Genomic DNA, 17880 nt, shown 5'->3' with positions numbered 1-17880 from the left:
CATCCCGCATTCCAATCGGCTGGTTCATCCTGCTTTTATTCCTCAAAAAAAAAAACACGCGGGGCGGCATGGCCGCGCCGCTCTTGTCTGGAATTCCAGTTCGGCCGTTAGAGCGATTCATCGTTTCACGGAACGCCGAACCGCTCTATCTCTTTGTTTGGAGCAATTCCGGACGGAAAACCGTTTCACACTTTTCCTGGAATTGCTCTAGTTGTTGCCGAAGAGGTTGCGGTCGGCGCCCTGAGGCGCGGACTTGGGCACATCGCCAGACGAGTTCAGCAGCTTGTAGATCGGCGAGTTGCTGTCACGTACCGAATACGTCTGCGTGTTGTCGACGTTGACGGTCGACTGCTTGTTGATGTCGGTCCCGCCAACATTGTCGTTGCGGGCATAAGCGCTGCCGGCGGCAATCAAGAGAGCGGCGGCAGTAAGAACAATCTTTTTCATTTTGGGTACTCCTGGATTTTCGAAATCAAGCGGCGGGCATGCCGCCGCCTTGATGGTGGGATCGGCTGTTAGTTGTTGCCGAAGAGGTTACGGTCGGCGCCCTGGACAACCGGCTGCTTTTCAGCCTGGTCCGACGTCTTGACGGAAGCCGTGTAGGAGCTGTCGACCGAGACAGCAGGCTGGTTGGCTCCGTTGGAACCAAAGTTGTCGCTGCCCGCGAAGGCGCTGCCGGTGATGGCCAAAACGGCGGCGGCAGCAAGAACGATCTTTTTCATCTTAATACTCCTGAATTTTTCAGATCCCCGGACGGCGGATATGCCCGCCGCCCTGATGCTGGGATCGACTGTTAGTTGTTGCCGAAGAGGTTACGGTCGGCGCCCTGGACAGGCTGCTGGTCAGCATGAGCCGGCTTCTGAATGGAAGCCGTATACGAGCTGTCGACCGAAGCGGCAGGCTGGTTCGCACCCTTGGAACCAAAGTTGTCGCTGCCAGAGAAGGCGCTGCCGGTGATGGCCAAAACGGCGACGGCGGCAAGAGCGATCTTTTTCATTTTAGTACTCCAGTATCTCAGTTTTTCCGTCCGTCCAGCGGCGTGTCTTGGGAGGAATTCGCGTCGTTCGGACAGCCCCGATGTGGGAAAGGCGATGGCCAGTTTCCAATCACGAAGTTGTTTGGTGTGGACCAAGAATCTACACCTTGAAATTGTGCCAGAGATTCCCTTCGCCACAATTTTATTGCTAAATATCAAGTAGATAGCCCATAGTATCGGTCTGGCTGCAAGGTGACTTGGGGAGGCAGCGTTCACAGCGTCCTGCACGCATTGTCAACAGAAACGAACCGTTCGGTTCGATTTTTTAAACCGACAAAAGTCGCAGCCGAGGCTCTTTGTCGAATCGTTAACCATTTCGGCCAAACGCGGCGTCGGCGTTGCGGCTGCTTTTGGCCTGCTTTATGCCGCCCAACAAAGGCAGCAACCGGGCAAGCAGAACCGGTCAGACCCCGTAGCGTTCGGTGCGGATGAGTGCCGCAGGCACCCCGGCATCGATCAGTGCCTCGGCGGCGGCCGTCACGAATGCGTTCGAGCCGCAGACAAAGGCGAGCTTCGGCGGCGCGGGCAGCCTCGTCATGGCTTGCACCATCATCGCGGCGTCGACCCGCCGCGCATGATCTGCCGGACGGCGGGCCGGCTCGCGCGTCAGCGTCAGCACCAGGTCGAAGCCATCCCGGCGCTCGGCGAGGTCGATCAACTCGTCGCGAAAGATCACCTCGTCCCAGACCCGCGCCGAAAACACCAAGGTGGCGGCGACCAGCGATCCCCGCATCGCCCGGTGACGGACCATCGACATCAGCGGCACCACGCCCGACCCGCCGCCGACGAGCAGGAGCGGTCCGCCATCGCCGTCGGACCAGACGAAATGGCCGCCGAGCGGCCCGCGCAATTCGACCTCGTCGCCCACCGCCGCGATCTCGTGAAAGAACGGCGAGACCTCGCCGTCCTCGAGTTTTTCAATCGCCAGTTCGATGGTCTCGCCGGTCTCCGGCGCCGAGGCGATGGAGTAGGAGCGGCGCGCCTGATAGCCGTCCGGCGCTGTCAACCTGACATCGACATGCTGTCCGGCATGGTAGACGAAGGGCCGCGACGGCTGCAGGAAAAAGCTGGTGACGCGCGGCGTGCGCTTTTGGATGCGGGTGATGGTGACCGTCTGCCAGGGCGACTGCGCCGCCGGTGCGTCGCTCATGGATCGTTCGTGTAGCGCTGCTCGCGCCACGGATCGCCGTAGATATGATAACCTCGCAATTCCCAGAAACCCGGCTCGTCACGCTCGGTGAACTGCAACCCGTTCAGCCATTTGGCCGATTTCCAGAAATAGAGGTGCGGAACGAGCAGCCGGGCCGGGCCGCCATGATCGGGGGTGATCGGCTTGCCCTCGTAAAGCAGTGCCACCATCGCCTTGCCGCCGGTGAGATCCTTCGTTGGCACATTGGTGGAATAGCCGTCGAAACCCAGCGCCAGCGTGAAGGCGGTGGGCGGCTCGATGCCGGCGTCGGCAAGGATGTCGTCGACCAGCACGCCCTGCCACGCGGTGTCGAACTTGGTCCATGCGGTGACGCAATGGATGTCGCGCGTCATCTTGGTCAAGGGCAGCGCGTTGAACTCGGCCCAGTTCCACTTCTTGATCGGCCGCGGCCCGTGCTTAAGCGTAAACGACCAATCCTCGGTGCGGACATGCGGCGTCGGGCCGGCCGACAGGACCGGGAAACCTTGCTCGAGATATTGCCCCGGCGGGATACGTGCATCCGTATCCGTCGGCGGCTTTCGTCCGGAAGAGAAGCCTCGGGTAACCATCGAGAATATCCGTTTGCGCAAGGTCCAATCGACCTTTGTCAGTTTTCTCGAAGACGCGTGCGCGGGCAACCGAAATCTTGGCTCCGGCCTGGCGGCAATGCTCTACATCGATCTTGGCAGCGCGGCGCCCGCTTCAGCCACTGGCGAAGGGGACGGCGACGAACATCTGGGCGTCGCCACGCTCGACAAGCAGCAGCACCGATTTCTTGCCAGATTTGGCAGCCTGCACAATCGCCTGGTTAGCCTGCCTGGCGTTCCTCACCGGATGCTGGTCGACGGCGACGATGATGTCGCCGGGCTGGATGCCGGAAGCCGATGCCGCCTTGTTCGGGTCGACGCGCTCGACCAGCGCGCCGTGCTGGTTGCCTGCCAGGTTCATTGCCTGGCGCACATCCGGGGTGACGTCCATCAGGCCGAGACCGAGCGCCGGTGCGCGAAGGCCCTGCTCCGTCGACGGCTGACGCCGATCGCTGGTCACCGATCCCGTTGCCATGTCGTCTTCGTTGCGCCCGACCTCGACGGAGATCTGCAGGCTTTGCCCCTGGCGCCAGACATTGAGGGTTTCCCTCGTGCCGGGCGCAACGTCGGCGACGGTGCGCGACAGATCCCTTGGATCCTTTATGTCGCGGCCGGCGAAACTGGTAATGACGTCGCCGGTCTCGATGCCGGCCTTGGCGGCCGGCGATCCGTCGCTGACCTGCGCGACCAGCACGCCGGCTGCGTGATCGAGGCCGATGGCGCTCGCCATGTCAGGCGTCACCGGCTGGATCTGGACGCCGAGATAACCGTACTGGATGGAGCCGCCCTTCATCAGCTTGGCGACGACCTTTTGCGCCTGGTCCGAGGGGATGGCGAAGCCGACGCCGACGCTGCCGCCATTCGGCGAAAAGATCGCCGTGTTGATGCCGACGACATTGCCGTTCACATCCGTTAGCGGGCCGCCGGAATTGCCCCGGTTGATCGGTGCGTCGATCTGGATGAAGTCGTCAAACGGCCCGCTATGCAGGTCGCGGCCGCGCGCCGAGACGATGCCGGCCGTGACCGTGGTGCCAAGGCCGAAAGGATTGCCGAACGCGAGCACCTGGTCGCCCGGCATGAGCTTGTCGGAATCGCCCCATTTGATGATCGGCAAGGGCTTGCCGGCTTTGACCATGAGCACGGCAAGATCGTTCTTGGCGTCATGACCGATCAATTTGGCGGGAAGCTCGGTGCCGTCGTCGAGCGTCACCTTGATCGACTGGGCGCCGTCGACGACGTGATTGTTGGTGACGATGGTGCCGTCGGCGCCGACGATGAAGCCTGAGCCGAGGGCCTCGGTGCGCGGCGCCTGTTCCGGCGGTGTCTTGGGGGCGGGCTGTCCCTGGTCATCGAAGAAATGGCGGAAATAGTCGTCGAAAGGCGAGGTTCCGCCAAAGGGAGAGGCGTCGCTCATGGTGTCCGGCTGTTGTACTTTCATGACCGTCGCGATGGTCACCACTGCCGGTTTGTCGGCCGCCACGACCGGAGCGAACGAACCGCTGGGCGCCGTCATTCCGGTGACAGGTGGGGTCACTGTTGCCGCCAGGACATCATTCAGCCTGGGAGCGAGGGGCAGGGCGAAGGGGCTGACGATCAGCGCGGCGCCCAGCAGAGCGGCGACGCGATGTCTGCGAAGGGTCTGGATTGGTGACATGGCCGTTGTCCGGGCGAGAGATTGATCGGGCGCCGCAGCGTTCCGTCACCGGAATGCTCTATCGGCGTGTCGGCCTTGCCTGTCTCGCCTGGCACGGCGGCCGACCGGATCGACAGCCCCGCATCTAGGGCGCCGATCGTGGTTTCCAGATAATATTACGAAGATTTAATTTCCGGCTGGCAGCCGCCTTGCCGGGCTGGCGCCGAAACCCGAAAACAAAAACCCGCCTTGCGGCGGGTCGGCGGGTCATTGGGGCGAATCAGCACCATACCCAGATTACTAGCATAGCTGCCGGCACAAAGCAAGAACAAAATAGCTGCGCAAGACAAATCGCTTCAGATTTGCGCCGCCTCAGCCGAGGCCTCCTATTCGCCTTTCCGGTCGGTCCGGCTGAGATAGGTGGTGGCGATCTCGCGCATCCGCCTGCCGTCGAAGCTCGGTCCATGACCGCCATGGCCGATGCGGATCGGCAGCTCGAGCAGGCACTGCATCGTGCGGCGATAGGCGGCACGATCCGAATCCGGCAGGTCGTCGATCAGCATGGCGTCGTAGATGGCGTCGCCGGCGAAGAACAGGCCGTCAGCCTCGTCGAACAGCGCGATCGAATCCGGAGAGTGGCCGGGCAGATGCAGGACGCGGAATTGGCGATCGCCGAGGTCGATCCTATCGCCCTCGTCCAGGGTCCGGGCCAGAGGCGCCGGCTGAATCCTGTAATCGGCCGCCTTCCAGCCCTTTGCCGGCAGCCTGGAGACGGCGCCTTCCAGATCATGGAACATGTAGGCGTAGGTCACCGCTTCATCCATGCTGTCGAACTGTGCGGCGCTGTGGCGCGGCCCTGCCCGCAACGGAAACTCGTGCAGCGAGCCGACATGATCGAGATGGATATGCGTGGCGACGACGAGCAGCGGCTTGCCGGACGGCGTGTCGATCTGCGGCGCCAGCGGGCAGATCCCCATGCCGGTGTCGACCAGCAGGTCGACATCGCGGCCGCGCAGATGCCAGATGTTGGCGCGCACGAATTCGTGCACGAAGGGCTCGGTCAGCATCGTCGTCTTGGCGTCGACGATGGTTTTGCTGAACCAGCTGTCCATCAGATCAAGGCCGGCATCAGACGAACGGCTTGCCGACCTTGTACTTTTGCGGGACCAGCCGCTTCAGATAGGCCATCCCCGCATCGGACAGCCGGTTGACATCCGGCAGCATGAAATCATCCGGCATATGGCGCGTCTTGCCGGCGACGTTCTTCAGCGGCACCTTCTTCAGCACGGTTTTCTTGCCGTCATATTGCAGCGCCACCGAACCGCCCCCCTCGTCGGCCACTGTGACCGCGAAGGCACCGGCATCGAAGGCCTCCTGCGCGTCCACCGCGCTGATGGCGCCGACATAGCCGCGCGGCATATAGCCGAGCGCATCGACGCGCGCCCGCTTGCCCGGCAATCCTTCGGCGAGCGCGCGCTCCAAGGCTGCCGGCAGGTCGCTGCCCGACAGCTTGACGTTGCCGTGCTGGTCGCGCTCCAGCCTTTCCGGCGGCACCAGGCTTTCGACCAGCGCTTTGCCGTCGGCGGTGCTGACGCCTTCGGAGACGGCAACGATGCAGCGCTTGTGGCGGTCGAGCGTTGCACGAACGTCGTCGATGAAGCCCGCCGCGGAGAACGGCCGCTCCGGCACGTAGACGAGATGCGGGCCGCTGTCCTGATCGAGCTGCCAGGCCGCGGACGCGGCCGTCAGGAAACCGGCATGCCGCCCCATGACGATGCCGACATAGATGCCCGGCAGAGCGCGGAAATCGAGATCGACCGAAAGGAATGCTCCAGCGACGAACTCGGCCGCCGACATGAAGCCGGGCGTGTGATCGTTCTCCTCGAGATCGTTGTCGATGGTTTTCGGCGCGTGGACGAAGGCGATCTTGCCGCCGGCGGCGTCGGTGAGGATCTGCTGCGTGCCCGAGGTGTCGTTGCCGCCGATATAGATGAAGGCATCGGCGCCGGCGTTCTTCAAGCCGTTGAGGATGAGGTCGCAATAGGCGGCATCCGGCTTGTCGCGCGTCGAACCAAGCGCGGCGCTCGGTGTCGCCGCGATCAGCCGCAGGCGGTCCTCGGGGATGGCGGAAAGATCGACGTAATTGCCGTCACGAATTCCGCGCACGCCGTGGATGGAACCAAGCACCTTGGCGCCGGGATGCCGCTTGCGGATTTCGAGCGTGGCGCCCACCACGGTCTGGTTGATGACGGCGGTCGGGCCGCCGCCTTGCGCGATGACAAAAGTTCCGGCCATTGTTCACGTCTCCCGGGCGGTGAAAATCGCAGGCACATTCGCCTGTCTTGCGGCATCGCGCAACGGCAGAGGCAGTGGGTCAGTTTGAAATCGGGCCACTCTTCGCCTGCAGCGCGATAGGATCCGTTTCGATGAGCCGAAGTGACCTGACCATACTCGCCGTCTGCGCCTTGTATTTGAGAAAGTGCGACGTGGTCAGGTGGGCCTCATAGGCCGCCTGATCGGCGTAGCATTCGATCACGCGCACCTTTTCAGGCGTGCCTTTTACTGCCACCGCATGAAGGAAAAGCACGCCCGGCTCGACGCGTACAGAAGCCTCAATCTCTTCGGCAAGCAGGGCCCTGTAGCTGCCGATCTGCTTAGGATCGATTTCCAGTTCGGCTATCCTGACAATCGGCATCAATTGCTTTCTTGCTTCTTGCAGGGACCACGCATGGTCGGCTTCTCCGCTTCGCTCGCCTCGATCAGCGCAACGATGTCGCGATCTCCCAAAACTTGTCAGTCACGCGAGCGGACATGGCTGGGCAAGGCGAAGCGTCGCATGAATTCGCACAAAATTGTAGTACATGGGTGTGCAGCGCTAGCCGGCAGAGTAATCGCTCGAGCCTTGGCCGCCGGTCAGACGACGACGACCGGATTCTTCTTGGAGACGCGGCTGTAGAGATCGATGATGTCCTGGTTGATCAGCCGCACGCAGCCCGACGACATCGCCTGGCCGATGCTCCACCATTCGGGCGAGCCGTGGATGCGATAGCCGGTGTCGCTGCCGTTCTGATAGATGTAGAGGGCACGCGCGCCGAGCGGATTGTCGAGGCCGCCCGGCTGTCCGCTTTGCCATTTCACCAGTTCCGGCCTGCGGGCGATCATCTCGGGCGGTGGGGTCCAGACCGGCCATTCCTTGCCGTACTGGATGTTGGCGCGGCCGGACCAGCGGAACCCGTCCTTGCCGATGCCGACGCCGTAACGGATCGCATCGCCGCCGGGCTGCACCAGATAGAGCAGCCGTTCCTGCGAGTGAACGACGATGGTGCCGGGTTGCTCGCCGGTCGGATCGACGACGATCTGGCGGCGGAACTCCGGCTTGACCTTGAGATAGGGCACTTCCGGCACATTGAAGCCACCGTCGGTGAGCGAAGCGTACATCACGTCGGGGCTGGTGATGTTCTTGTCGACGCTGATACTCGGACGGATGGGCCGGATCGAGCCGGTGGTGACGTCGTCGAGCTGCAGCGACGGCAGATCCAGCGTCTGGCTGCAGCCGGCGACGCCGAGCAGCGCCAGCGCACCGGCGCCGGACAGCACCGTGCGGCGGGAAAGCTGTATTTCGGTTTCGATTGCGTCGCCGTTGTGCGGCAGCGACAGACCTTGCGGCAACTCACGCATTTACCCAAACCCTACGCTATCGGCGGGAAACACGGTCCGGCCGGATAGCAGGCATTTTCGCCAATCATGGTTGAAAAAGCGTGAAGGCCGGCCGCCTGGCATTAACGAGGGGCTTTTTCGATTTTTGCCTCTTTACATCTGCGCGGGACCAAGGATTTATCCTCTTCTTTGAGCTCAAGGAGAAGAAAATGTCCTTCGAAAACTGGGCCGCTTTTGCCGCCGCCTCGGCAGTCCTTCTGGTCATTCCAGGTCCGACCATCCTGCTGGTGGTGTCCTATGCGCTCGGCCAGGGCTGGCGCACCGCGCTGCCGATGGCAGTCGGCGTGGCGCTCGGCGACTTCACCGCGATGACATTGTCGATGCTGGGCATCGGCGCGCTGCTGGCGGCGTCGGCCACCGTGTTTACCGTGCTGAAGGTGATCGGCGCCGGCTATCTGATCTATCTCGGCATCAAGCTGTTTCGCGCCGGCGGCGCGCTCCGGGCCGAACCGCGCACCGATGCGGTGTCGTCGGCGAAAATGACGGCGCATGCCTGGCTGGTTACCGCGCTCAATCCGAAAAGCATCACCTTTTTCGTCGCCTTCCTGCCGCAGTTCCTCGACCGGCATGCGGATTTCTGGGCACAGATGCTGATCTTCGAGACGACCTTCCTGGCGCTCGCCTTCGCCAATGCCTTCGGTTATGCGCTGATCGCGGCAAGGGCGCGCAACGTGGTGCGCAATCCAAAGGCGATCCGCATCTTCAACCGCACCGGCGGCACGCTGCTGGTCGGCGCCGGCGTCGCGACAGTGGCGATGCGCTCGGGCAACTGAGGCAAACCATGGCGGTGAGCGACGCATTTGGCCTGACGCTGTCTGGCGCGACGGAGGCCGGGTTCTCGTCCTACAGCCGGGCTGTGCGCGAATTGCAGTGCTTCATCGGCGATCCTGTCGGTTCCGTTGACCGGGCAATCGCCGAAGTTCCCGGCTTCGTCATGGCGCATGTGTTCAAGGGTTATCTCTTTGGCCTCGCCACCGAGCGCGAAGCGACGGCAGTGGCCAAGGCATGTCACGAGGCAGCGCTGCCACTTGCCGCGACGACGCGCGAGCAGGCGCATGTCGCCGCCCTTGGCCACCTTGCGGATGGACGCTGGCACGAGGCCGCCCGCGTGCTGGAGGATATCGCCATCGAGTTTCCGCTCGATGCGCTGGCGCTGCAGACCGGCCACCAGATCGACTTCTTCACCGGCAATGCGCGCATGCTGCGCGACCGCATCGGCCGCGCGCTGCCGTCCTGGCAGAGCGGCATGCCGGGCTACCATGCCATACTCGGCATGCAAGCCTTCGGGCTGGAAGAAATGGGCGACTACGCGCGCGCCGAAAAACTTGGCCGCACGGCGGTGGATCTCGAGCCGCGCGACGGCTGGGCCCAGCATGCGGTGGCCCATGTCATGGAGATGCAGAGCCGGCAGAAGGACGGCATTCTGTGGATGCGCGCCAATCCCGAAGCGTGGACGCGGGAAAGCTTCCTGCAGGTGCATAATTGGTGGCATCTGGCGCTGTTCCATTATGATCTCGGCGAGACCGACGAGGTGCTGGCGCTCTACGACGGGCCGATCTATGGCGAGCGCTCGACGCTGGCGCTCAACATGGTCGATGCCTCGGCGATCCTGTGGCGGCTGCATCTCGGCGGCGTCGATGTCGGCGAGCGCTGGACGGCACTCGCCGCCAACTGGTTGCCCAAGGCGAGCGCCGGCCATTATGCCTTCAATGACGCCCACGCGATGATGGCGTTTGTCGGCGCCGGCCTCGAAGCGCCGGCCCGCGGCTTGCTCGAGGCGCAGCGCGAGGCGATGCGCGGCAAGGACGACAACGCTGCTTTCACCAGGGATGTCGGCCATCCCCTGACGCTCGCCATCAAGGCGTTCGGCGAGGGCAATTATGCCGGGACGATCCGCTTGATCCGGCCGATCCGGGCAATCGCCCATCGCTTCGGCGGCAGCCACGCCCAACGCGACGTCATCGACCTGACGCTGATCGAAGCGGCATTGCGTTCCGGTGATGGCGCGCTGGCGAGGGCGCTTGCGGCGGAACGCGCGCTGGCACGGCCGGACAGCCCGTTGTCGGCACTGTTTTCACGGCGTGCAACCGCTCTCGCGGCGAATTGACCAAGGCCACATCTTGCCTTAAAAACTGCCCCGACCAGATTTTTTCGAGCGTCGAAAAAATCTTCGCGTGTTGACCGGGGTGCGTTTCCGGCGGCACGATTGCCGGGATATCTTCGCCGCCCGTGTCACAGGACTGGGCGGGGAAGCAAGAAAGACCGTCGCCGCCAGGCATGACGGACATGGGAGGAAACATGTATCTCGGCCTCGATCTCGGCACGTCGGGCGTCAAGGCGCTGCTGATCGATGCAAGGCAGAGCATCGTCGGTTCCGGCCATGCGCCGCTCGACGTGTCGCGCCCGCATCCCGGCTGGTCCGAGCAGAACCCGGCCGACTGGATCCGCGCCTGCGAAGCGGCGGTCGGCGAGCTGCGGTCAATGCATGCGAAGGAACTCGCGGCGGTCAAAGGCATCGGCCTTTCCGGCCATATGCATGGCGCCACTCTGCTCGATGCAGCCGACCAGGTGCTGCGCCCCTGCATTCTATGGAACGACACACGCAGCCACGCCGAGGCGGCCGCGCTCGATGCCGACCCGCGCTTTCGCAAGCTGACCGGCAACATCGTCTTTCCCGGTTTCACCGCGCCGAAGCTGGCCTGGGTCAGGAACAACGAACCGGCTGTTTTCGCCAAGGTGGCAAGGGTCCTGCTGCCGAAGGACTTTTTGCGGCTCTGGCTCGCCGGCGAGCATATTTCGGAAATGTCGGATTCGGCTGGCACGTCGTGGCTCGATGTCGGCAGACGAGCCTGGTCCGCCGAACTGCTCGCCGCCACATCGCTCGACGAAAGGCAGATGCCGTCATTGGTCGAAGGCACGGCCAAGGCCGGTGCCTTGCGCGCCGAATTGGCCGCCAAATGGGGCATGCAGGCGGGCATCCCGATCGCCGGCGGTGCCGGCGACAATGCGGCTTCGGCCTGCGGCATGGGCACGGTCGGCGCCGGCCAGGCGTTCGTCTCGCTCGGCACGTCGGGCGTGCTTTTCGCCGCCAACGCGTCCTATCTGCCCAACCCGGAAAGCGCCGTGCATACCTTCTGCCACGCACTGCCCGGCACCTGGCACCAGATGGGCGTCATCCTGTCGGCAACCGATTCGCTGAACTGGCTGTCGGGGATCGCTGGAAAAAGCGCCGGCGAGTTGACCGCCGAACTCGGCGATGCGCTGCAGGCGCCGACCGGCGTCTCCTTCCTGCCCTACCTGTCAGGCGAGCGGACGCCTCACAATGATTCCGCCATTCGTGGCACCTTTACCGGGCTTGCCCACGAATCCGGCCGCGCGGCACTGACCCAGGCCGTGCTCGAAGGCGTCGCTTTCGCTTTCCGCGACAGCCTCGAAGCTCTGGCCAAAGCCGGCACGACGCTGACCCGGGTGACGGCGATCGGCGGCGGCTCGCGCTCGCGCTATTGGCTGAAGGCCATCGCCACAGCGCTTGGCCTGCCCATCGATATTCCAGCCGACGGCGATTTCGGCGCTGCCTTTGGCGCGGCCCGACTTGGCCTGACCGCGGCGACAGGCGCCGATCCGCGCGCCGTGTGCACGGCGCCGGCGACGGACGCCACGGTCGAGCCGGTCGCCGCCCTCGGCGGTGCCTATGCAGATGCCTATCAGCGCTACCGGGCGCTTTATCCGGCGATCAGGGCTGTAACCGCGTGAGCCGGCGCTTACCCCCTTCTGGCCTGCCCTCTTTGCCACCACTTGGCATCTCTCCCTCAAGGGTGGAGATCAGCAGCGTCGACGGCTATGCCAGTCTTGCAAGATCGGTGATTGGCGAAGGCGGAAAGGCCAGCCAATCTCCCCCCTTGAGGGGGAGATGCCCGGCAGGGCAGAGGGGGGTGCTTGGCCCCCGCTTTGCCGCGATTTCCTCACTGCGCCGGCACCTTGTCGAGAAAGCCGGTGACGCTTTTCAGCCGGCCGTTTTCGATGACGCCGATATCGGTGCCTTCGATGACGGATTCGACGCCTTCCGGCCCGAGGTTCCAGGAGAAACGGATGGTATCCGCGAAGCCGTCCGGCTTGCCTTTCAGCGAGAACCTGAAGCCGGCAAAGCGCTGCTGCACGCCTTCGATCAACGCGGCGATGCCGTCATGGCCGTCGCCCTGCATGATCGGATCGCGATAGCCGACGTCCTCGGTGAAGGTTGCCTCGAGCAAGGCTTTTCTGCGCGCGTCGTCGCTCTCGTTCCAAGCGGCGATGTAGTTTTCGGCAATGGTGTTGAGGTCGGTCATGGTCTGTCTCCTTCGTTGGGTGGCTTTGACATGAGCCTTTTCGACCAACTTCAGCGCAAAACCAATTATGCCTGAGGTAATCAGGCCGAACCATGCGAGAGGAAAAGAACATGAGCAGCGGTTTTTTCGGCGACATCCAACAGATCAAATACGAGGGACCGGATTCGACCAATCCGCTGGCCTACCGGTTCTACAATCCCGACGAGATCGTCGCCAGCAAGCGGCTGGAAGACCATCTGCGCTTTGCCGTCGCTTATTGGCATTCCTTCGCCTGGCCGGGCGGCGATCCGTTCGGCGGTCAGACGTTTGACCGGCCATGGTTCCCCAAGGCCGGCGGTACCGACACGATGGAGCTGGCCAAACTCAAGGCCGACGTCGCCTTCGAGATGTTTTCGCTGCTGGGTGCGCCTTATTTCTGCTTCCACGATGCCGACGTGCGGCCGGAGGGCCGGGACTTTTCCGAAAGTGCGGCGCGGCTCGACGAGATCGCCGATTACTTCTCGGGAAAGATGAAGCAGACCGGCGTCAAGCTGTTGTGGGGCACGGCCAACCTGTTCTCCAACCGCCGCTTCATGTCAGGCGCCGCCACCAATCCCGATCCGGACGTCTTTGCCTATTCGGCGGCGACGGTGAAACACTGCATCGACGTCACCAAGCGTCTGAACGGCGAGAACTACGTGCTGTGGGGCGGCCGCGAGGGCTATGAGACGCTGCTCAACACCGACCTTGCCCGCGAGCAGGAACAGGCCGGCCGTTTCCTCAACCTGGTCGTCGATTACAAGCACAGGATCGGCTTCGAAGGCACCATCCTGATCGAGCCGAAGCCGCAGGAGCCGACCAAGCACCAGTACGATTACGACGTCGCCACCGTCTACGGCTTCCTCAAGCGTTTCGGACTGGAGAACGAGGTCAAGCTCAACATCGAGCAGGGCCACGCCATCCTGGCCGGCCATTCGTTCGAACATGAACTGGCGCTGGCCAATGCGCTCGGCATTTTCGGTTCGATCGACATGAACCGCAACGACTACCAGTCGGGCTGGGATACCGACCAGTTCCCGAACAATGTACCGGAGATGGCACTCGCCTACTATCAGGTGCTGCAGGCCGGCGGCTTCAAGACCGGCGGCACCAATTTCGACGCCAAGCTCAGGCGCCAGTCGCTCGATCCGCAGGACCTGCTGATTGGCCACATCGGCGGCATGGATTGCTGCGCTCGCGGCCTCAAGGCAGCGGCACGCATGGTCGAGGACAAGGCGCTGTCCGCCCCGCTCGCCGAGCGCTATGCCGGCTGGGATTCGGCCGAGGCCAAGGCGATGCTTGCCGGCAAGCGCACGCTCGAGGAAATCGCCGAGCGCGTCGTCAAAGAGAAGATCGAGCCGCAGCCCAGATCCGGCCGCCAGGAATTGCTCGAAAACATCGTCAACCGGTACGTCTGAGGCGTACCGTTTTCATGGCCGCATTGTTCAGCGGCCGCCGGCTAAAGACGGCTTTCCGCGGGGCTGAACCGACGAAGGTTTTGCCCCGTGTGAAACTCGCGTGGCCTGTTCGCTGACCGGGTTTGGCGCGTCTTAGCCGTGATCGAGGCCTCTCAGGTAGGCGCAGAACATGTCGGCCATGGCGTCGGCGTAGGCTTCAATCTCCGCGGGGGTTCGGGGCAACTCCGAGAACTGCTTCCCCACCGTGCTGAGCGTCGTCATGACCAGATCGCCGGCCAATTCGCGAGTCGCTTGCGCGGCGTTGGGCAACGCCTCCTGCATGAAGAGCTGGATGGTGCGGTCTCCGGACGCCCTTGCCGTCTGCGCCTCGGGCGCGTCGCGGTAAAGCGGTGCGGCGTCGTCGAGCGCCACACGCACCGCGGCCTCGTCACACTCCGAGCGGAGGAAGGCGTGGACCAGGTCGCGCAGCCGGTCAAGCGGCGGTTTCCTGATATCCTCGAGGATATCGCGCAGCAAACTGGTCGTCTGCCGCCATTCGTCGCTCTGGAGCCGGAACAGGATCGCCGCCTTGTTCGGAAAATACTGATACAGCGATCCGACGCTGACGCCGGCCTTCTCGGCCACCCGCGCCGTGGTGAAGCGCTGCGCGCCTTCCCTCGCCAAAACCTGAACAGCAGCCTGCAAAATCGCAGCGACGAGCTCCGCCGAGCGGGCCTGCTTCGGCTGTTTTCGCGAGGAAATCCGCGGACTTCGGTGATCGCTCATTGAGAGGCGCGCCAATGCGATTAGTGAATGCGAACGATTAGTCGTATTTTGAATGCCGCACAAGAACGCATTCAATTCCGACTGGAGACCGATATGACCACACTGACGACAACGCCGCTCGCGCCCCTGCTGGACCGCCTGTTCGAGGAAGCCGCTGCGGCAACAAGCCCTGCAGTGGCGGAACTCTCGGCCGAGGAGCGGAGCCGCCTCATTCGAAGCAAGACCGAATACCTCGATTTCTATGGGCGGCTAAAGGACCTCTGGCTTCCCGTCTCGCGAGAGACCGGCATGCTGCTCTACATGCTGGCACGAGGCAGCGGCGCAAGGACGATCGTTGAATTTGGAACCTCGTTCGGCATCTCGACCCTGCACCTTGCCGCAGCCTTGCGGGACAATGGCGGCGGCCGCCTGATCACCAGCGAGTTCGAGCCATCCAAGGTCGCGCGCGCGAGGAGTAACCTGACAGCAGGCGGTCTCATTGACATGGTGGAAATCCGCGAAGGAGACGCGCTGCAAACATTAAGCGTCGATCTTCCCGAAACGGTCGACCTGCTTCTGCTCGACGGCGCCAAAGCGCTCTATCCCGAGATCTTGAGTCTGGTTGAAAGCCGCCTCAGGCCGGGCGCCTTCGTCGTTGCCGACAACGCAGATCTTTGCCCCGAATACCTCGAGCGGGTGCGCTCGACCGGGAGTGGCTACATGTCCACGCCGTTCGGCGAGGATGTTGAACTGTCGATGCGGCTTGGCTGAAGCACTGCCTGACCTGCCGGAACGATCGTGCCCAAGATGGGCGGCGGCGGACAAAACTTTGCCCGGCATCGCCCATCAATCGCCTCGCTCTTGCCTTCAAACAGCCGTCACGAACCTCCTATAGTGTGGTTCGTGGCGGGATTCAGAAAGAAGGAGGCGAAACGATATGCAGCACGAACGCGAAATCGACGCCCTGCTCTCATCTGGCGAGGCTGGATCGATCATCGACCGGCTGATGGCGCTGCCGCACCCGAAACAAGGTGCGCTGAGTGCAAACGAATGGGATCGCGCGGTCGCCAGCCGCTTCGAGACCCATCTTGCGAGACAGATGCGCTCGCAGATCGACGGCAGCAGCGACCGCCAGGACGCTGCCTGATCTACCTTTGTCTATGCATGTCGTTATCCCAAAACCGCTCCGCACCCTCGGGTCAAGCCCGTGGCCAGGCTTTTGGGCGACATGCATTATCCCCGACGCAGCCTGACCGGCGCTTCGCCGAACGCTCTTGAAAACGCTCTGGAAAATGCCGCGGCGGACGAAAACCCCGTTCGCCCGGCAATGTCCGCCATGGCGATGCGCGTGTCGACCACCAGCCGGCGCGCGGCGCCGAGGCGCAGCCTGAGGTAATAAGCGCCGGGCGTTTCGCCGATCGACTTGCGAAAGATGCTTTCCAGCGTCCGTGCCGTCACCCCGGCGCGCTTTGCCACGGCGGCGATAGTCAGCGGCTGGTCGACATGCGCTTCCATCAGCCGAATGGCTTGCGCCAGCCTGGGATCGTAGCCGTCGAGACGGCCGAGCGAGACCAGCGGTTGCGCGTCCGTCGCGGCGCGCGCCTGATCGTAGATGAAGACGCTCGCGACATCTAGCGCCACGGCCATGCCGAGCCGCGTGCGAATCAGATGCAGCATCAGGTCGAAGGTCGGCGAGGCGCCGCCGGTGGTGAACACGGGGCCATCGATGACGTAGCGGTCGGGGCGCACGTCGACGCCGGGAAAGGCCGACGAGAAATCCTCCATGTCCTCCCAGTGGGTGGTGGCGCTGCGCCCCTCCAGCAGACCCGCGCGGGCAACCAGCCAGGTGCCGGCCTCGACGCCGCCGCAGGCGCGTGCCGCGCGCGCCGCCCGGCGCAGTCCGGACAGCAGGGCCGATGTGGCGTAGTTCTGCGTGCCGAAGCCGGCGACGACGACCAGCATATCGGTTGTGTCAGCCGCATCGAAGCGGCCGCTGACCGCCACCGGCAGGCCGCATGTGGTGACCGGCGCCTCGCCTGTCACCGAGACCAGCCTGAAATCAAACAGCGTCTCACCGGCAATGCGGTTGGCGGCGCGCAACGGATCGACGGCCGACGCGACGCACATGATCGACGAGCCGGAGAATACCAGCAGCGTTACCTTGAGCGGCAAACGCTCGGCCCGAAAGATCGTCGGTTTTTCGTTTTTGGTCACACGATCTTCGTAAAACGCAAAACAGTTTCCGGCAAGTCAGGCATTCTTGCCCTACGTTCTATTGGGAGAGAGTCCGATGCCGTTAGCGATGAACCGTGAGGTTTTCATTACCTGTGCCGTGACCGGGTCCGGCGGTTCGCAGGACCGCAGCCCGCATGTGCCGCGCTCGCCCAGAGAGATCGCCGATTCGGCTATCGAGGCGGCAAAGGCAGGTGCTGCAATCGTGCACTGCCATGTGCGCGATCCCGAGACCGGCAAGCCTAGGCGCGACGTGCATCTCTATCGCGAAGTAACCGAGCGCATCCGCGCGGCGGACGTCGACGTGGTGCTGAACCTGACCGCCGGCATGGGGGGTGACATGGTATTCGGCCCGCCGGAGAAGCCGCTGCCGCTGAACGAAAAAGGCACGGACATGGGCGGCGCGAGCAACCGCATGGAACATGTGAGCCAGTGCCTGCCGGAAATCTGCACGCTCGATTGCGGCACCATGAATTTCGCCGAGGCCGATTATGTCATGACCAATACGCCCGGCATGCTGCGTGCCATGGGCGGCATGATGACGGCGCTCGGCGTCAAGCCGGAGATCGAGGCCTTCGACACCGGGCATCTGTGGTTCGCCAAGCAATTGGTCGAGGAAGAAGTGCTGAAGCCGGACGCGCTGGTGCAATTGTGCATGGGCGTGCCGTGGGGCGCGCCGGACGACCTCAACACCTTCATGGCCATGGTCAACAATGTACCGTCGACCTGGAACTGGTCGGCCTTTGCCATTGGCCGCAACCAGATGGCCTATGTCGCAGCCGCGGTGCTGGCCGGCGGCAATGTCCGCGTCGGACTGGAGGATAATCTCTGGCTCGACAAGGGCGTGCTGGCGACCAATGCGCAGCTGGTCGAGCGGGCGGTCAGCATCGTGTCGAATATGGGCGCCAGGGTCATCGGCCCGGACGAAGTCCGCAAGAAGCTGAACCTGACGAAGCGCGCACCGCTTTGAAAGCCGGTAGC

21 protein-coding genes are annotated in these 17880 nt (G+C 63.5%); 8 read left to right on the top strand and 13 right to left on the bottom strand.

Translation table 11 applies throughout. The features are described 5' to 3' along the window. A partial coding sequence (locus NKI67_RS11350) for a hypothetical protein (protein WP_352645321.1) occupies window positions 1-211 on the top strand: 211 nt, incomplete at its 5' end. On the opposite strand, the gene NKI67_RS11345 is transcribed toward NKI67_RS11350, so the two are convergent. The 10 genes from NKI67_RS11345 to NKI67_RS11300 all read right to left on the bottom strand — a co-directional run bounded on the left by NKI67_RS11345 (window position 208) and on the right by NKI67_RS11300 (window position 8123). Then, on the bottom strand, window positions 208-447 hold the full coding sequence (locus NKI67_RS11345) for a DUF680 domain-containing protein (RefSeq protein WP_023680225.1): 240 nt from the start codon (window positions 445-447) through the stop codon (window positions 208-210). The two genes, NKI67_RS11350 and NKI67_RS11345, sit on opposite strands and share 4 nt — an antisense overlap. A 68-nt stretch (window positions 448-515) precedes the next feature. Beyond that, window positions 516-722 (bottom strand): DUF680 domain-containing protein, encoded by a 207-nt coding sequence (locus tag NKI67_RS11340; RefSeq protein ID WP_023680226.1) that lies wholly within the window; start codon window positions 720-722, stop codon window positions 516-518. Between the two features lie 71 nt (window positions 723-793). After that, entirely contained in the window at window positions 794-997 is a 204-nt protein-coding gene (locus NKI67_RS11335) for a DUF680 domain-containing protein (protein WP_023680227.1), read from the bottom strand. 442 nt (window positions 998-1439) lie between these two features. Next, window positions 1440-2186: an FAD-binding oxidoreductase gene (locus tag NKI67_RS11330; RefSeq protein WP_023680228.1), complete on the bottom strand. Its 747-nt coding sequence runs from the start codon at window positions 2184-2186 to the stop codon at window positions 1440-1442. Next, on the bottom strand, window positions 2183-2794 hold the full coding sequence (locus NKI67_RS11325; RefSeq protein WP_023680229.1) for a molybdopterin-dependent oxidoreductase: 612 nt from the start codon (window positions 2792-2794) through the stop codon (window positions 2183-2185). The genes NKI67_RS11330 and NKI67_RS11325 overlap by 4 nt, the downstream gene beginning before the upstream one ends. Before the next feature lie 133 nt (window positions 2795-2927). Continuing rightward, the gene (locus NKI67_RS11320; protein WP_023680230.1) at window positions 2928-4466 is read right to left on the bottom strand and encodes a DegQ family serine endoprotease; all 1539 of its coding nucleotides are present in this window, start codon (window positions 4464-4466) and stop codon (window positions 2928-2930) included. Between the two features lie 365 nt (window positions 4467-4831). Beyond that, window positions 4832-5557, bottom strand: a complete 726-nt coding sequence (locus NKI67_RS11315; RefSeq protein ID WP_023680231.1) for an MBL fold metallo-hydrolase — start codon at window positions 5555-5557, stop codon at window positions 4832-4834. A 16-nt stretch (window positions 5558-5573) separates the two neighbouring features. Then, window positions 5574-6740, bottom strand: coding sequence for a diphosphate--fructose-6-phosphate 1-phosphotransferase (locus tag NKI67_RS11310; RefSeq protein ID WP_023680232.1), 1167 nt, complete (start codon window positions 6738-6740; stop codon window positions 5574-5576). A 79-nt stretch (window positions 6741-6819) separates the two neighbouring features. Beyond that, a complete protein-coding gene (locus NKI67_RS11305) occupies window positions 6820-7140 on the bottom strand; it encodes a putative quinol monooxygenase (RefSeq protein ID WP_023680233.1) in 321 nt (106 codons plus the stop codon). A 218-nt stretch (window positions 7141-7358) separates the two neighbouring features. After that, window positions 7359-8123: a L,D-transpeptidase gene (locus tag NKI67_RS11300; protein ID WP_023680235.1), complete on the bottom strand. Its 765-nt coding sequence runs from the start codon at window positions 8121-8123 to the stop codon at window positions 7359-7361. Window positions 8124-8311: 188 nt separating this feature from the next. On the opposite strand from NKI67_RS11300, the gene NKI67_RS11295 reads away from it, so the two are divergent. From NKI67_RS11295 to xylB, 3 genes are all read left to right on the top strand, one after another. Next, window positions 8312-8935, top strand: a complete 624-nt coding sequence (locus NKI67_RS11295; protein WP_031213014.1) for a LysE family translocator — start codon at window positions 8312-8314, stop codon at window positions 8933-8935. A gap of 8 nt (window positions 8936-8943) precedes the next feature. After that, window positions 8944-10269 carry a tetratricopeptide repeat protein gene (locus tag NKI67_RS11290; protein WP_023680237.1) on the top strand — a complete coding sequence of 442 codons (1326 nt, stop codon included), beginning with the start codon at window positions 8944-8946 and terminating at the stop codon, window positions 10267-10269. 191 nt (window positions 10270-10460) lie between these two features. Next, window positions 10461-11915 (top strand): xylulokinase, encoded by a 1455-nt coding sequence (gene xylB, locus NKI67_RS11285; RefSeq protein ID WP_023680238.1) that lies wholly within the window; start codon window positions 10461-10463, stop codon window positions 11913-11915. A 209-nt stretch (window positions 11916-12124) separates the two neighbouring features. Here the strand turns inward: xylB and NKI67_RS11280 are convergent, their stop codons facing one another. Further along, window positions 12125-12487 carry a nuclear transport factor 2 family protein gene (locus NKI67_RS11280; protein ID WP_023680239.1) on the bottom strand — a complete coding sequence of 121 codons (363 nt, stop codon included), beginning with the start codon at window positions 12485-12487 and terminating at the stop codon, window positions 12125-12127. 110 nt (window positions 12488-12597) lie between these two features. Here NKI67_RS11280 and xylA point away from each other — a divergent pair, with 110 nt between their 5' ends. Next, window positions 12598-13923, top strand: coding sequence for a xylose isomerase (xylA, locus tag NKI67_RS11275; protein WP_031213015.1), 1326 nt, complete (start codon window positions 12598-12600; stop codon window positions 13921-13923). A gap of 132 nt (window positions 13924-14055) precedes the next feature. On the opposite strand, the gene NKI67_RS11270 is transcribed toward xylA, so the two are convergent. Beyond that, window positions 14056-14688: a TetR/AcrR family transcriptional regulator gene (locus tag NKI67_RS11270; protein ID WP_023680241.1), complete on the bottom strand. Its 633-nt coding sequence runs from the start codon at window positions 14686-14688 to the stop codon at window positions 14056-14058. A 93-nt stretch (window positions 14689-14781) separates the two neighbouring features. On the opposite strand from NKI67_RS11270, the gene NKI67_RS11265 reads away from it, so the two are divergent. Together NKI67_RS11265 and NKI67_RS11260 are read left to right on the top strand one after the other, a co-directional pair. Then, a complete protein-coding gene (locus NKI67_RS11265) occupies window positions 14782-15438 on the top strand; it encodes an O-methyltransferase (RefSeq protein ID WP_023680242.1) in 657 nt (218 codons plus the stop codon). A gap of 166 nt (window positions 15439-15604) precedes the next feature. Next, the gene (locus NKI67_RS11260; protein WP_023680243.1) at window positions 15605-15814 is read left to right on the top strand and encodes a hypothetical protein; all 210 of its coding nucleotides are present in this window, start codon (window positions 15605-15607) and stop codon (window positions 15812-15814) included. A gap of 86 nt (window positions 15815-15900) precedes the next feature. On the opposite strand, the gene NKI67_RS11255 is transcribed toward NKI67_RS11260, so the two are convergent. Next, complete coding sequence (locus NKI67_RS11255; protein ID WP_352451614.1) at window positions 15901-16881, bottom strand: GlxA family transcriptional regulator; 981 nt, start codon at window positions 16879-16881, stop codon at window positions 15901-15903. Between the two features lie 76 nt (window positions 16882-16957). On the opposite strand from NKI67_RS11255, the gene bcoG reads away from it, so the two are divergent. Then, the gene (bcoG, locus tag NKI67_RS11250) at window positions 16958-17869 is read left to right on the top strand and encodes a 3-dehydrocarnitine:acetyl-CoA trimethylamine transferase BcoG (protein ID WP_023677595.1); all 912 of its coding nucleotides are present in this window, start codon (window positions 16958-16960) and stop codon (window positions 17867-17869) included. The last annotated feature ends 11 nt before the right edge of the window (window positions 17870-17880 follow it).

This window comes from Mesorhizobium sp. M0408 (assembly GCF_040321495.1).
Taxonomy (GTDB): Bacteria; Pseudomonadota; Alphaproteobacteria; order Rhizobiales; family Rhizobiaceae; genus Mesorhizobium.
This window is presented reverse-complemented; position numbering and strand designations above follow the sequence as displayed.

Excerpts from the sequence above, each read along its gene's own strand:
- NKI67_RS11345 (WP_023680225.1), bottom strand. The coding sequence starts at position 447 with ATGAAAAAGATTGTTCTTACTGCCGCCGCTCTCTTGATTGCCGCCGGC.
- NKI67_RS11340 (WP_023680226.1), bottom strand. The coding sequence starts at position 722 with ATGAAAAAGATCGTTCTTGCTGCCGCCGCCGTTTTGGCCATCACCGGC.
- NKI67_RS11335 (WP_023680227.1), bottom strand. The coding sequence starts at position 997 with ATGAAAAAGATCGCTCTTGCCGCCGTCGCCGTTTTGGCCATCACCGGC.
- NKI67_RS11330 (WP_023680228.1), bottom strand. The coding sequence starts at position 2,186 with ATGAGCGACGCACCGGCGGCGCAGTCGCCCTGGCAGACGGTCACCATC.
- NKI67_RS11325 (WP_023680229.1), bottom strand. The coding sequence starts at position 2,794 with ATGGTTACCCGAGGCTTCTCTTCCGGACGAAAGCCGCCGACGGATACG.
- NKI67_RS11320 (WP_023680230.1), bottom strand. The coding sequence starts at position 4,466 with ATGTCACCAATCCAGACCCTTCGCAGACATCGCGTCGCCGCTCTGCTG.
- NKI67_RS11315 (WP_023680231.1), bottom strand. The coding sequence starts at position 5,557 with ATGGACAGCTGGTTCAGCAAAACCATCGTCGACGCCAAGACGACGATG.
- NKI67_RS11310 (WP_023680232.1), bottom strand. The coding sequence starts at position 6,740 with ATGGCCGGAACTTTTGTCATCGCGCAAGGCGGCGGCCCGACCGCCGTC.
- NKI67_RS11305 (WP_023680233.1), bottom strand. The coding sequence starts at position 7,140 with ATGCCGATTGTCAGGATAGCCGAACTGGAAATCGATCCTAAGCAGATC.
- NKI67_RS11300 (WP_023680235.1), bottom strand. The coding sequence starts at position 8,123 with ATGCGTGAGTTGCCGCAAGGTCTGTCGCTGCCGCACAACGGCGACGCA.
- NKI67_RS11295 (WP_031213014.1), top strand. The coding sequence starts at position 8,312 with ATGTCCTTCGAAAACTGGGCCGCTTTTGCCGCCGCCTCGGCAGTCCTT.
- NKI67_RS11290 (WP_023680237.1), top strand. The coding sequence starts at position 8,944 with ATGGCGGTGAGCGACGCATTTGGCCTGACGCTGTCTGGCGCGACGGAG.
- xylB (WP_023680238.1), top strand. The coding sequence starts at position 10,461 with ATGTATCTCGGCCTCGATCTCGGCACGTCGGGCGTCAAGGCGCTGCTG.
- NKI67_RS11280 (WP_023680239.1), bottom strand. The coding sequence starts at position 12,487 with ATGACCGACCTCAACACCATTGCCGAAAACTACATCGCCGCTTGGAAC.
- xylA (WP_031213015.1), top strand. The coding sequence starts at position 12,598 with ATGAGCAGCGGTTTTTTCGGCGACATCCAACAGATCAAATACGAGGGA.
- NKI67_RS11270 (WP_023680241.1), bottom strand. The coding sequence starts at position 14,688 with ATGAGCGATCACCGAAGTCCGCGGATTTCCTCGCGAAAACAGCCGAAG.
- NKI67_RS11265 (WP_023680242.1), top strand. The coding sequence starts at position 14,782 with ATGACCACACTGACGACAACGCCGCTCGCGCCCCTGCTGGACCGCCTG.
- NKI67_RS11260 (WP_023680243.1), top strand. The coding sequence starts at position 15,605 with ATGCAGCACGAACGCGAAATCGACGCCCTGCTCTCATCTGGCGAGGCT.
- bcoG (WP_023677595.1), top strand. The coding sequence starts at position 16,958 with ATGCCGTTAGCGATGAACCGTGAGGTTTTCATTACCTGTGCCGTGACC.